This is a genomic window from Salmonella sp. NW1250 (genome assembly GCF_051812965.1).
In the GTDB taxonomy this organism is placed as follows: Bacteria; Pseudomonadota; Gammaproteobacteria; order Enterobacterales; family Enterobacteriaceae; genus Salmonella; species Salmonella enterica.
In genome coordinates, this window is sequence record NZ_JAMNDD010000004.1 from 246,780 (window position 1) to 259,750 (window position 12,971).

Sequence of the window (12,971 nt, forward strand, 5' to 3'; positions counted from 1 at the left end):
GAGCAGGTTAAGGCTCTCCGTAAAGGCCAATCAGGCGGCGCACCACGCCATTGGTCCAGCCGAACCCGTCCTGTAGCGGATACTCGCCCCCGCCGCCTTCGCGGGGCGTACCGCCGGAAATATGGTATTTCTCGATCAGTTTGTGGTGCTCCTGATAAAAATGGTTCACTGTTTTTAACCAGTTATGGGCGATTTCATCGCCCAGCATATCGTCGCCATACCGTTTGAAGCCCTGAATCGCCATCCATTGCAGCGGCGCCCAGCCGTTCGGTTTATCCCACTGTTCGCCGGTTTCGTATTCGGTCGCCATAATCCCGCCGGGCGTTAACAGACGGCTGCGTACCACATTTGCCAGACGGTCGGCCTGCTCATGGTTCGCCATACCGACATACAGCGGCACGATACTGGCAGCGGAAAAGAGCGCCATTTCTTCGCGTCGCCAGTCATAGTCCCGATAACAGCCGTTTTCATCATCCCACAGATAATGGTTCACGGCGGCGCGTCGGTCGCTGGCTTTCTGGCGAAATAGCGCCTCGGTGTCACGTTCGCCTTTCAGTGCTGAAATATTGGCGATAGCGCTCTCCAGTTTATACAGAAAAGCGTTCAAATCGATAGGGATAAACTGGGTCGTACGTATGCTGGCAAGCCGGCCCGCATCGCGTAGCCAGCGTGAAGAATAGTCCCAGCCGGACGCCGCCCCGGCGCGCAAATCCCGGTAGACTTCATTGGGCGGACGACCGGAGTGTTTTGCGGTTTCGACATCTTCCAGCCAGGACTCGTCGCGCGGCGTGTCGCGATCGTCCCAGTAGCGGTTCAGCAGGGAACCGTCCGGCATCCGCACAACGTGGCGATAAGCCTGGTTGAGCGCCAGCGATTCGGCGCCGTCCATCCAGAAGGCGTATTCCATTTTGAGATGGTCGAGATAACGCCGCGCGCCGCGTACGCCATCTTCTTCGAACAGTTCAACCATCAGGGCGAAAACCGGCGGCTGCGAACGGCTCAGATAATAGGTCCGGTTGCCGTTGGGAATATGGCCATAGTTTTCAATCATCCAGGCGAAATTATCCGCCATACATTTAAGTAAGTCTTCGCGCCCGCTTTCCGCCAGACCCAGCATGGTAAAATAAGAGTCCCAATAATAGGTTTCGCTAAAGCGGCCTCCCGGCACGATATAGGATTGCGGCAGCGCCAGCAGCGAAGACCACGGAATATGATCCTGCGGTTCGCGCGTCAGTATCGGCCAAAGCTGGTCAATATGTTCTTTGAGCGAGTTTTCGGGGTTAGAGACATACTCGCTGGATAATGTTTCCGGTAGCCAGAAATGGTTCTCGACGAAGCGGCGTAAGTCAAAATCACGGTGGCGTCTGACCTTACGGTAGCGGATCAGGATATCAAGCGGGTCCATCTTCGGCGCGCAGTCCGGGAACGTTTTACTGTCTGGAAACAGTTTTGTTGACTGTACATGCTCGAACAGTTCGAGATACCGATCGGCAGGGGTCAGGGCGTCAGAGGCGGGAAGCCCCTCGATCATCTCCGGCTCCGGTTCCGCCTCGATCATTTCATCCAGCTTTAACTCGCACGGGTCTGTTTCATAAAGCAGATCGACATCAATAGTCAGATCTTCAGAAGGCGTGGGGTTTAATTTCTGGTTGAGCATAATGACAAGGACCTCCGGCTTGCGTCGTAAAAGATACGGGTGTTGCCCGGCTGTCTATTAAGCGTAGACATTCGCTTCGATACCTGAGTGGCAAAGTGTGCGATAGATCACATTTTGCAATTTGTCTCTCAAGAAAAACAATTTATAACTTACTGAATAGTATTGCGAAAATCCTATTTTCATGACGCCCGCCCCAGACCTAAAATCAGAACATTCGTTTCATAGCGGTATCACTACGTCACCGCATGGCGTGGATTCACAAGCAAAGGTAACGTAAATAGTTATAATACAAGCTATGGCACCATGATAATACAAATGGATACAAATGATCGAGCAACCCGACAGTAAAAGCGCCAAACCGCTTTATAAGCAGCTTGAAGCCGCCTTAAAAGAGGCCATTGCGCGTGGAGAGTATAAACCAGGCCAGCAGATCCCGACGGAAAATGAACTGAGCGCGCGCTGGCAGGTGAGCAGGGTCACGGTCCGTAAGGCGTTGGATGCGCTGACGCGTGAAAATTTGCTGACCCGTGTCTCCGGCAAAGGCACCTTTGTCTCTGGTGAGAAATTTCAGCGTAGCATGACCGGCATCATGAGTTTCAGCGAGTTATGCCAGTCCCAGGGACGTCGTCCGGGGTCACGCACTATCAAATCCGTTTTTGAATCGGTAGACGATGAGACAAAAGCGTTACTGAATATGAACGATGGCGAAAAAGCGGTCGTCATTGAACGTATCCGCTATGCCGACGATGTGGCGGTATCGCTGGAAACCGTACATCTTCCCCCACGTTTTGCGTTTTTGCTGGACGAAGATCTTAATAATCACTCTTTGTATGAATGCTTACGCGAGAAACACCACTTATGGTTTACCCACTCCCGTAAGATGATCGAACTGGTTTATGCCAGCTTTGAAGTCGCCCATTATCTTGGCGTCAACGAGGGTTATCCGCTGATCCTGATAAAAAGTGAAATGATTGATAACAAAGGAGAACTCTCCTGCGTTTCGCAACAGTTGATTGTCGGCGATAAAATACGGTTTACCGTATGATGTCAGCATTACGCTAACGAAGAGCAGGCTGAATCGGGATCCAGATCGCGGATCCCGATTTTTTTTGCTTTCCATCTTGATCAAATGTCTTTAAATGTCATATAAAAATAATAATACATTATGAGTCATTTATGGCGAATCCTCGCCTGTATCATTGATGGAACCAGAGGAAAGCATGATAGGTATGAAAGAGACAGTTAGCAATATTGTGACCAGCCAGGCAGAGAAAGGGGGCGTTAAACACGTCTATTACGTGGCGTGCGGCGGTTCTTATGCGGCGTTCTATCCGGCGAAAGCATTTTTAGAAAAAGAAGCGAAAGCGTTGACTGTCGGTCTGTATAACAGCGGAGAATTTATTAACAACCCGCCGGTAGCGCTGGGAGAAAATGCCGTTGTGGTTGTCGCCTCCCACAAAGGTAATACGCCAGAGACAATTAAAGCGGCTGAAATCGCCCGTCAGCACGGCGCGCCGGTCATTGGTTTAACCTGGATAATGGATTCACCGTTGGTGGCGCATTGCGACTATGTGGAAACGTACACGTTTGGCGACGGTAAAGATATTGCCGGAGAGAAAACGATGAAAGGCCTGCTGAGTGCGGTCGAACTGCTCCAGCAGACGGAAGGGTATGCGCACTACGACGATTTTCAGGATGGCGTCAGCAAAATCAACCGTATCGTCTGGCGCGCTTGCGAGCAGGTTGCGGAACGCGCGCAGGCGTTCGCGCAGGAATATAAAGACGATAAAGTCATTTATACCGTCGCCAGCGGCGCGGGCTATGGCGCAGCCTACCTACAGAGCATCTGCATCTTTATGGAAATGCAATGGATACATTCCGCCTGTATTCATAGCGGTGAGTTTTTCCACGGGCCGTTTGAAATTACCGATGCGAATACGCCTTTCTTCTTCCAGTTTTCCGAGGGCAATACGCGGGCGGTGGATGAACGTGCGTTAAACTTCCTGAAAAAATATGGCCGCCGGATTGAAGTTGTCGATGCGAAAGAGCTGGGGCTATCGACCATTAAAACCACGGTTATTGATTACTTTAACCACTCTCTCTTTAATAACGTTTATCCCGTTTACAATCGGGCGTTAGCTGAGGCGCGTCAGCATCCGTTAACGACGCGCCGCTATATGTGGAAAGTGGAATATTAATTACATCAGGATGGATAAAAAAGCAGGGACGCTTTTTATTGTAAAGACAAACAAGGAATAATGATGAGCATCAGCGTATTGGGTATTGGCGACAACGTTGTCGATAAATACCTGCATTCCGGCATCATGTACCCCGGCGGTAACGCATTAAATTTTGCTGTCTATGCGAAATTAGCAGACATCCCCAGCGCGTTTATGGGGGCGTTTGGCAATGACGACGCCGCGCAGCACGTACAGGATGTATTACACCAGCTACAGATAGACATCTCTCACAGCCGCCATTATACCGGCGAAAATGGGTATGCCTGTATCCGTCTCACGCATGGCGATCGGCAATTTGTCGCCAGCAACAAAAACGGCGTATTGCGGGAACATCCTTTTAGCCTGTCTGACGATGATCTTCGCTATATATCACAATTTACCTTAGTCCATTCCAGTATTAACGGCCACCTGGAATCGGAACTGGAGAAAATTAAACAACAAACCGTTTTACTCTCTTTTGATTTTTCCGGGCGCGGTACAGACGACTATTTTGAAAAGGTATGCCCGTGGGTAGATTATGGATTTGTCTCCTGTAGCGGGTTATCGCCAGATGAAATCAAAATAAAACTCAATAAACTTTATCGTTATGGCTGTCGGCATATTATTGCCACCTGCGGGCATGAAAAAGTTTATTATTTTTCCGGCGCGGATTATCTGGAGTGGCAACCTGCTTATATCGAACCTGTCGATACGCTGGGCGCAGGCGACGCCTTCTTAACCGGTTTTTTGCTTTCCATTTTGCAATCGGGTATGGCGGAACCCGATAAAGAAAGCGTGTTACGCGCCATGCGGCAGGGCGGGAAATCGGCGGCGCAGGTGTTATCTCATTACGGCGCATTTGGTTTTGGTAAACCGTTTGCACAATAGGTTACGTCCCTCAATGTAAAGCGACACTCACTCCAGATAACCCAGGAGGAAGTATGTTTTGGACGGAATTATGTTTTATCCTTGTGGCCCTGATGATAGGCGCCAGGATCGGCGGCGTATTTTTAGGGATGGTCGGCGGGTTAGGCGTCGGCGTGATGGTTTTTATTTTTGGCTTGACGCCTTCTACGCCACCGATTGATGTTATTCTGATTATTCTTTCTGTTGTCCTGGCGGCCGCTTCTTTACAGGCCTCCGGCGGGCTGGATTTACTGGTCAAACTGGCGGAAAAAATTCTGCGTCGCCACCCTCGTTACATTACGTTATTAGCGCCGTTTATCTGTTATATCTTCACTTTTATGTCAGGAACGGGGCATGTCGTTTATAGCTTGTTACCGGTTATTTCTGAAGTCGCACGGGATTCTGGTATTCGACCGGAACGTCCTTTATCTATTTCCGTTATCGCATCGCAACAGGCGATCACCGCCAGTCCTATATCTGCCGCCATGGCGGCGATGATTGGTTTAATGGCGCCGTTGGGCGTCTCTATTTCAACCATTATGATGATTTGCGTGCCCGCCACGTTAATCGGCGTAGCGATGGGGGCAATAGCGACCTTTAATAAAGGAAAAGAGTTAAAAGACGATCCGGAATATCAACGTCGGCTTGCTGAAGGGTTAATTAAACCTGCGCAGAAAGAAAGTAAAAATACGGTGGTCACTTCGCGCGCCAAATTGTCGGTGGCGTTATTTCTGACCAGCGCGATCGTTATCGTTCTGTTAGGACTGATTCCGGCGCTGCGGCCCATGGTGGAAACAGCGAAAGGGCTACAACCGCTTTCGATGTCCGCCGCTATCCAGATTACGATGCTCTCTTTTGCCTGCCTGATTGTGTTGTTATGTCGGCCGCAGGTCGATCAGATTATCAGCGGTACGGTATTTCGGGCGGGCGCGCTGGCGATTGTCTGCGCCTTCGGCCTGGCCTGGATGAGTGAGACGTTCGTGAATGGTCATATCGCGTTGATTAAGGCAGAAGTGCAAACTCTATTGCAACAGCATACCTGGCTTATCGCCATTATGATGTTTTTCGTGTCCGCTATGGTCAGCAGCCAGGCGGCAACGACGTTAATTCTGTTGCCGCTGGGGCTGGCGTTAGGGTTGCCCGCTTATGCATTAATCGGCTCCTGGCCTGCCGTTAACGGCTATTTCTTTATTCCGGTGGCGGGGCAGTGTCTGGCGGCGCTGGCGTTTGACGATACCGGTACGACGCGTATCGGCAAATATGTGCTTAACCATAGTTTTATGCGTCCGGGATTAGTTAACGTGATTGTCTCGGTCATTGTCGGGCTGTTAATAGGGAAAATGGTTCTGGCCTGATTGTTATTCATGTTTTTATAGCACACGTCACTTATTATTTTTAATTCAGAGGAAGAAAATGAAAATCAGAGTTTTCATGGCCGCCGTGTTGCTGCTCATCAGCCACTGTGTATTTAGCACAACGTCACTACCGCATATTGTTATTCTCGCGACAGGCGGCACTATCGCCGGGATGGCAGCCAATAATACACAAACCGCCGGATATAAATCCGGTGAACTTGGCGTGCAAACATTAATAAACGCCGTGCCGGAAATGAATAATATCGCTCGCGTTGACGGCGAGCAGGTGGCGAATATTGGTAGCGAAAATATGACCAGCGATATTATCCTGAAACTTTCACAGAAGGTGAATGCGTTATTGGCGCGGGACGATGTTGACGGTGTGGTTATTACTCATGGCACTGACACGCTCGATGAAACCGCCTACTTTCTTAGAGCCTATCCCATTAGGGCTATTTTACTTGCCATTTTGGTCCTGGGCAGTGCTCAAAATCCTCACGTACTACGTGTACGCTCCGGTTTTTGCGCGCTGTCCGTGTCCAAACTGGCTGCGCCAATAACGCCTACTGGGATAGGCTCTTAATTTGACCGTGAAAAGCGACAAACCGGTGGTGTTTACCGCTGCAATGCGGCCCGCGTCGGCAATCAGCGCCGATGGCGCAAGGGCAGCCTGGACTGGTGTCTGACTCGCTCAACCCGGCGAAGGCGCGAGTCTTGCTGATGACGGCATTAACTCAGACGCGTAATCCGGAACTCATCCAGAGTTATTTCAGTACGTATTAATCATGCAGGCTTGTGCGCCCACCCTCGAAGATGGGCGCACAAGATATTAACGCATGGTCACAAACTCTTCCGATGCGGTCGGGTGAATAGCGACGGTATTATCGAAGTCTTTCTTGGTAGCGCCCATCTTCAGCGCCACTGCGAAGCCCTGCAACATTTCATCCATGCCGAAGCCGATACCGTGGATACCCACAATTTTTTCTTCCGGCCCGACGCAGACCAGCTTCATACGGCACGGCTGGCGGTGTGTCGTTACCGCGGTATACATAGCGGTAAACGATGATTTATAGACTTTCACCTGCTCGTCGCCGTACTGCTCGCGCGCCTGCGGCTCGCTTAACCCGACGGTGCCGATAGGCGGATGGCTAAAGACCACGGTCGGGATGTTGCTGTAGTCCAGATGCTCGTCCGGCTTGTTGTTAAACAGGCGTTCGGAGAGACGGCGACCGGCGGCGACGGCGACTGGCGTTAACTCCACTGCGCCGGTATTGTCGCCAACAGCGTAAATGCCTTCTACGTTCGTGTTCTGCCATTTATCAACGATGATGTAACCTTTTTCATTGGTTTTCACGCCCGCTGCCGCCAGATTAATATTGTCGGTCGACGGTTCGCGACCAATGGCCCAGATCAGGCAATCAACGGTTTCACTGCGGCCATCTTCCAGTTCCAGAGTCAGACTGCCGTCGGCGTTTTTCACCACCGCTTTCGGCACGGCGTGAGTATGCAGTTGCGGGCCTTCGGCGTTCATCACCTCAACCAGCGTTTCGCTAATCATCGGGTCAAAACTGCGCAGCGGCGCATGTTTCCGGACAAACAGATGCGTTTTCGCCCCCAGCGCGTTGATAACGCCAGCCAGTTCAACGGCGATATAACCTGCGCCTACCACCGCGACGCGCTCCGGCAAGGCCGACAGCGCAAAGAAACCGTCGGAATCAATGCCGTATTCCACGCCTGGAATGCTCGGATGGCTCGGACGGCCGCCGGTAGCGATCAAAATATGGTCAGCGGTGATGGTTTCGCCGTTCACTTCAATGGTTTTGGCATCGACAAAGCGGGCAAAGCCTTTAATCACATCCACGTTATTTTTGCCCAGCACGTTGTCGTATGAAGTATGGATGCGGTCAATATACGCGGTACGGCTGGCAATCAGCTTGCTCCAGTCGAACTGATTAATCGTGGTGTCAAAACCGTAGTCCGGGCCATACAGATGAATCGCTTCACGAATCTGCGCGGCATGCCACATCACTTTCTTCGGCACGCAGCCCACGTTAACACAGGTACCGCCCAGCTCTTTGGCTTCGATGAGCGCGCATTTCTGGCCGTACATAGCGGCGCGGTTAATCGAGGCGATACCGCCGCTGCCGCCGCCGATAGCGATGTAATCATAGTGTTTGGTCATGACCGCTCCTTTATGTTCGTTGTCGGACGGATAGATTCTGCGCTACCCGCCAAAATATTCGCGATTGTATACCTGAAGGTGAAAGGTTCCACCGATGGCTGTGATTACTCCGGCACGATCCAGCTTACCGAAGTGTGTCCGTGACCGTTTGGCGCCAACCTGCTGTGCAGCCACGGTAGCACGTTGTTCATCTGCTGCTCCAGTTTCCACGGCGGGTTAACCACGATCATACCGGACGCCGTCATCCCGCGCTGATCGCTGTCCGGGCGGATCGCCAGCTCAATTTGCAGGATTTTACGGATGCCGGTGGCCTCCAGATCATGAATCATGCGCTTAATTTGCTGGCGGAGCACCACCGGATACCATAGCGCGTATGTCCCGGTGGCGAAACGTTTATAACCCTCGCTGATGCCGCTGACTACCGCCTGGTAGTCGGTTTTCATTTCATAAGGCGGGTCAATGAGGATCAGACCGCGGCGGGAAACCGGCGGTAATTTGGCTTTCAGTTGCTGATAGCCGTCAGCGCGTTCCACACGGGCGCGGTTGTCTTTTTGAAACTCCGCGCGCAACAGTGGGAAGTCGCTGGGATGCAATTCCGTGAGTTGCAGACTGTCCTGCTCACGCAGCAACTGGCGGGCGATTAACGGGGAGCCCGGATAGTAGCGTAACTGCCCGCTGCGGTTGAAATGTTTTACGACGCTAATATACGGTTCCAGTTCGGCGGGCAGGTCGTCCTGCTGCCAGATACGGGCGATGCCTTCCAGATACTCTCCGGTACGTTCAGCATGTTCGCTGCCCAACTGATAACGCCCCGCGCCCGCGTGCGTGTCCAGATAGAGAAACGGTTTTTCTTTCTCTTTTAGCGACTCGATGATCAGGCTCTGAACGGTATGTTTAAGGACGTCGGCGTGGTTGCCAGCGTGAAAGCTGTGACGATAACTGAGCATGGATGCAGATATTCCGGGAAGTAAACAAGTTAGCCGATAGTTTACCGCAGATCCGTAGAGATTACCGCTCTTGCGCTTTTATCGCCGTTGGCCAGGAGGAAAAACAAGTAGGCTGTGGCGTCAGAGCGTAAATAACGTCAACGAAGTGATGCAGGCGTCTGGATTGGCCTGTTTCACGGTCTTAAGGAAGGTGGCAAAACTTTGATTGAATAGGGTGTAATTATGAAGGAAGCGCGTCTGTTTTCTTTGCCCTTCCGCTGTTATCCAGTCGACTGACCAGACTGAACGACCACTGACTCTCGTTGTTCCCGGTTTCGCCTCAATGATGCTGGTGAGTGGTATCGCGGTGGTGATACCGTCCGCGACTTCATAGAGGTACTGCATGTCAAAGTAGTAATCCGCGTTATAGCCGCGAGAACTGCCAAATTTTCGCAGCATCAGCGAAGAAGATGAAATTAATTTACGGCCATCTTGCAGATGCTTACTCCGACGGAAAATTTTTCGCCCAGGGAAAATAAAGAAAACAATAAATATCAGTACAATAACCTGTAATAACGTGGTCATATACAATCCTTGTATTCCAGAAACGAAAAAGTTGAGAATATTATACATGGGCAGTTTGCGCAAAAATGACAGCGATTGATGCCACGGCCCTGTTTTCAGAAAAACGCCCATGAAAAACCTATCTGAATTTAACGCTAATCATGCCGCGACGCGTCCACCGACTTACCCCTGTCGGGTCTTATTCTGAAATCGTTTTTATTATGATGATAGTGCTGGTTTTACCTTGTTTATTTGATTAAAACGATAGCGCTAATAATAGAAAAGAAAGGATTCATTGATGCTCCATTATGGAAAATGTGTCGTTCGCACGCTGTTTTTATTACTGGTTTGCTGTTCGCTGTCGGGCTGTCTTTCATTTGGGCTGATACTTGCCACCGATAAAGATGGCAATCGTCATCAGTCTACCTGGAAATCGGATACCGTTACCGCGCTTTCCTTAGGTAAAGATAGCAACGGGAAAACGGGCTGGGTGTTTGTTGGCGAACATTTTGACTACCTGTTGACCCAGGGCGGCGATAATGTGGTGGCGCTGTTAAAAGATGCGACTATTCGCCGGGATAAAATGCGAGTAAAGGATGGTGTTAAATTCCTGATTGATACAGATAAGAAGGAGTTTACGGGTGAAGTCAATGTGACTTACGCCTGGGTGGACGAGAAAGACAAACTGGCGGCGGTAGGCTATGGGTTTATTTGTGCAGACGGCGCGGTAAATTGCACGCTATCCGTCATGGACCTGAAGGGGACTATCCATCAGAAAAATAAAGATCAGAGCGTTACGCAGCAGCTATCGTTCTACCATCCTTTCACCGTTGAGTTCTATCAGTATCAGCGCAGTATGTCCGGGGCAAAATTTGGCAGAGTGTTGCTGCCGGTAACTTTGGCGCTGGATATTGTCACTATGCCGCTACAGCTACTGATCTTCAGTCGTTAAAATTGGATTCAGCAGCAATGCCTACGTTCGGATGCTGGCGTTGCTGCACGGGTGAAATGAGCGCCCACCATCATTGAAATTCCCCCAACTATCCCCCATTCTAGATCCATAGCGAAAGCGCGATAGAGCGCTTCATTTCTTTTTTAGACCAGGACTGCGCATATGACCAATCCATTACTAACGTCTTTTTCACTGCCGCCTTTTTCTGCAATTAAACCGGAGCATGTGGTGCCTGCGGTCACCAAAGCGTTGGCCGATTGCCGGGCGGCGGTAGAAGGCGTTGTGGCGCATGGCGCGCCGTATAGCTGGGAAAACCTCTGCCAGCCGTTGGCGGAAGCCGACGATGTTCTGGGGCGTATTTTCTCGCCAATTAGCCACTTAAACTCGGTGAAAAATAGTCCGGAGCTGCGTGAAGCCTACGAACAGACGCTGCCGCTGCTGTCTGAATACAGCACCTGGGTTGGGCAACATGAAGGACTGTACAATGCGTACCGCGACCTGCGCGACGGCGATCATTACGCCACTCTGAATACCGCGCAGAAGAAAGCGGTCGATAACGCGCTGCGTGATTTTGAACTGTCCGGCATCGGCCTGCCGAAAGAGAAACAGCAGCGTTACGGCGAAATCGCCACTCGCCTGTCTGAGCTGGGCAACCAGTACAGCAACAACGTGCTTGATGCCACCATGGGCTGGACGAAGCTCATCACCGACGAAGCCGAGCTGGCGGGAATGCCGGAAAGCGCTCTGGCGGCAGCGAAGGCCCAGGCGGAAGCCAAAGAGCAGGAAGGTTACCTGCTGACTCTGGATATCCCGAGCTATCTGCCGGTCATGACCTACTGCGACAACCAGGCGTTGCGCGAAGAGATGTATCGCGCCTATTCCACTCGCGCCTCCGACCAGGGGCCGAACGCCGGTAAGTGGGATAACAGCCCGGTGATGGAAGAAATTCTTGCGCTGCGCCATGAACTGGCGCAACTGCTGGGCTTCGAAAATTATGCCCATGAATCGCTGGCCACCAAAATGGCGGAAAATCCGCAGCAGGTGCTCGATTTCTTAACCGATCTGGCGAAACGCGCCCGTCCGCAGGGGGAAAAAGAGCTGGCCCAGCTGCGTGCCTTCGCCAAAGCCGAATTTGGCGTTGAGGAGCTGCAACCGTGGGATATCGCGTACTACAGTGAAAAGCAAAAACAGCACCTGTACAGCATCAGCGATGAGCAGTTACGTCCGTACTTCCCGGAAAACAAAGCCGTGAATGGCCTGTTTGAAGTGGTGAAACGTATTTACGGCATCACTGCCAAAGAGCGTACTGACGTTGATGTCTGGCACCCGGAAGTGCGTTTCTTTGAACTGTATGACGAAAATAACGAGCTGCGCGGCAGCTTCTACCTTGACCTGTACGCGCGCGAACACAAACGCGGCGGGGCGTGGATGGACGACTGTGTCGGCCAGATGCGTAAGGCGGACGGCACATTGCAAAAGCCGGTCGCTTATCTGACCTGTAATTTCAACCGTCCGGTGAACGGTAAACCCGCTCTGTTTACCCATGACGAAGTGATCACCCTGTTCCACGAGTTTGGTCATGGCCTGCATCATATGCTGACCCGCATTGAGACCGCCGGGGTCTCCGGTATCAGCGGCGTGCCGTGGGACGCGGTCGAACTGCCAAGCCAGTTTATGGAAAACTGGTGCTGGGAGCCGGAAGCGCTGGCGTTTATCTCCGGCCACTATGAGACCGGCGAACCGCTGCCGAAGGAACTGCTGGATAAAATGCTGGCGGCGAAAAACTATCAGGCGGCGCTGTTTATTCTGCGTCAGCTGGAGTTCGGTCTGTTTGATTTCCGTCTGCATGCGGAATTTAACCCGCAGCAAGGAGCGAAAATTCTTGAGACGCTCTTTGAAATTAAAAAACAGGTCGCCGTGGTGCCGTCACCGACATGGGGTCGCTTTCCACATGCGTTCAGCCATATCTTTGCTGGCGGCTATGCGGCAGGCTACTACAGCTATCTGTGGGCCGACGTACTGGCGGCGGACGCTTATTCCCGCTTTGAGGAGGAAGGCATTTTCAACCGTGAGACCGGTCAGTCGTTCCTTGATAACATCCTGACTCGCGGTGGTTCTGAAGAGCCGATGGAACTCTTTAAACGCTTCCGTGGCCGTGAACCACAACTGGACGCGATGCTGGAGCATTACGGGATTAAAGGCTGATTTTA

Annotated in this window: 10 protein-coding genes and 3 pseudogenes; 9 read left to right on the forward strand and 4 right to left on the reverse strand. The window is 51.6% G+C overall.

Annotated features, from left to right (window positions below):
* Positions 1–7 precede the first annotated feature (7 nt).
* A complete protein-coding gene (locus NBA72_RS09050; protein ID WP_000934257.1) occupies positions 8–1,657 on the reverse strand; it encodes an alpha,alpha-trehalase in 1,650 nt (549 codons plus the stop codon).
* A gap of 325 nt (positions 1,658–1,982) precedes the next feature.
* On the opposite strand from NBA72_RS09050, the gene NBA72_RS09055 reads away from it, so the two are divergent.
* From NBA72_RS09055 to NBA72_RS09085, 7 genes and pseudogenes are all read left to right on the forward strand, one after another.
* Entirely contained in the window at positions 1,983–2,702 is a 720-nt protein-coding gene (locus NBA72_RS09055) for a GntR family transcriptional regulator (protein WP_000572565.1), read from the forward strand.
* Positions 2,703–2,877: 175 nt separating this feature from the next.
* Entirely contained in the window at positions 2,878–3,855 is a 978-nt protein-coding gene (gene fraB, locus NBA72_RS09060) for a 6-phosphofructose-aspartate deglycase (protein WP_077917544.1), read from the forward strand.
* A gap of 63 nt (positions 3,856–3,918) precedes the next feature.
* Positions 3,919–4,764, forward strand: a complete 846-nt coding sequence (fraD, locus tag NBA72_RS09065) for a fructose-aspartate kinase (RefSeq protein ID WP_000028435.1) — start codon at positions 3,919–3,921, stop codon at positions 4,762–4,764.
* 53 nt (positions 4,765–4,817) lie between these two features.
* Positions 4,818–6,137: an anaerobic C4-dicarboxylate transporter family protein gene (locus NBA72_RS09070; RefSeq protein WP_000498935.1), complete on the forward strand. Its 1,320-nt coding sequence runs from the start codon at positions 4,818–4,820 to the stop codon at positions 6,135–6,137.
* Positions 6,138–6,195: 58 nt separating this feature from the next.
* Positions 6,196–6,567, forward strand: a pseudogene (gene fraE, locus NBA72_RS09075) (fructose-asparagine asparaginase); the annotation flags it as partial.
* Between the two features lie 148 nt (positions 6,568–6,715).
* Positions 6,716–6,796: pseudogene (locus NBA72_RS09080) on the forward strand (asparaginase domain-containing protein); the annotation flags it as partial.
* Positions 6,789–6,920, forward strand: a pseudogene (locus NBA72_RS09085) (L-asparaginase); the annotation flags it as partial. The pseudogenes NBA72_RS09080 and NBA72_RS09085, both read left to right, overlap by 8 nt.
* A gap of 46 nt (positions 6,921–6,966) precedes the next feature.
* Here NBA72_RS09085 and gorA read toward each other — a convergent pair.
* The 3 genes from gorA to NBA72_RS09100 all read right to left on the reverse strand — a co-directional run bounded on the left by gorA (position 6,967) and on the right by NBA72_RS09100 (position 9,830).
* The gene (gene gorA, locus NBA72_RS09090; protein WP_000160780.1) at positions 6,967–8,319 is read right to left on the reverse strand and encodes a glutathione-disulfide reductase; all 1,353 of its coding nucleotides are present in this window, start codon (positions 8,317–8,319) and stop codon (positions 6,967–6,969) included.
* A 104-nt stretch (positions 8,320–8,423) separates the two neighbouring features.
* Positions 8,424–9,266: a 23S rRNA (adenine(2030)-N(6))-methyltransferase RlmJ gene (locus NBA72_RS09095; RefSeq protein WP_000954233.1), complete on the reverse strand. Its 843-nt coding sequence runs from the start codon at positions 9,264–9,266 to the stop codon at positions 8,424–8,426.
* Between the two features lie 120 nt (positions 9,267–9,386).
* Complete coding sequence (locus tag NBA72_RS09100; protein ID WP_000209570.1) at positions 9,387–9,830, reverse strand: hypothetical protein; 444 nt, start codon at positions 9,828–9,830, stop codon at positions 9,387–9,389.
* 277 nt (positions 9,831–10,107) lie between these two features.
* On the opposite strand from NBA72_RS09100, the gene NBA72_RS09105 reads away from it, so the two are divergent.
* Both NBA72_RS09105 and prlC read left to right on the forward strand, forming a co-directional pair.
* Complete coding sequence (locus NBA72_RS09105) at positions 10,108–10,761, forward strand: hypothetical protein (protein ID WP_042948485.1); 654 nt, start codon at positions 10,108–10,110, stop codon at positions 10,759–10,761.
* A gap of 162 nt (positions 10,762–10,923) precedes the next feature.
* Entirely contained in the window at positions 10,924–12,966 is a 2,043-nt protein-coding gene (gene prlC, locus NBA72_RS09110) for an oligopeptidase A (RefSeq protein WP_000184178.1), read from the forward strand.
* Positions 12,967–12,971 lie beyond the last annotated feature (5 nt).

Coding starts and splice junctions, on each gene's coding strand:
- NBA72_RS09050 (WP_000934257.1), bottom strand. CDS start 1,657: ATGCTCAACCAGAAATTAAACCCCACGCCTTCTGAAGATCTGACTATT.
- NBA72_RS09055 (WP_000572565.1), top strand. CDS start 1,983: ATGATCGAGCAACCCGACAGTAAAAGCGCCAAACCGCTTTATAAGCAG.
- fraB (WP_077917544.1), top strand. CDS start 2,878: ATGATAGGTATGAAAGAGACAGTTAGCAATATTGTGACCAGCCAGGCA.
- fraD (WP_000028435.1), top strand. CDS start 3,919: ATGAGCATCAGCGTATTGGGTATTGGCGACAACGTTGTCGATAAATAC.
- NBA72_RS09070 (WP_000498935.1), top strand. CDS start 4,818: ATGTTTTGGACGGAATTATGTTTTATCCTTGTGGCCCTGATGATAGGC.
- gorA (WP_000160780.1), bottom strand. CDS start 8,319: ATGACCAAACACTATGATTACATCGCTATCGGCGGCGGCAGCGGCGGT.
- NBA72_RS09095 (WP_000954233.1), bottom strand. CDS start 9,266: ATGCTCAGTTATCGTCACAGCTTTCACGCTGGCAACCACGCCGACGTC.
- NBA72_RS09100 (WP_000209570.1), bottom strand. CDS start 9,830: ATGACCACGTTATTACAGGTTATTGTACTGATATTTATTGTTTTCTTT.
- NBA72_RS09105 (WP_042948485.1), top strand. CDS start 10,108: ATGCTCCATTATGGAAAATGTGTCGTTCGCACGCTGTTTTTATTACTG.
- prlC (WP_000184178.1), top strand. CDS start 10,924: ATGACCAATCCATTACTAACGTCTTTTTCACTGCCGCCTTTTTCTGCA.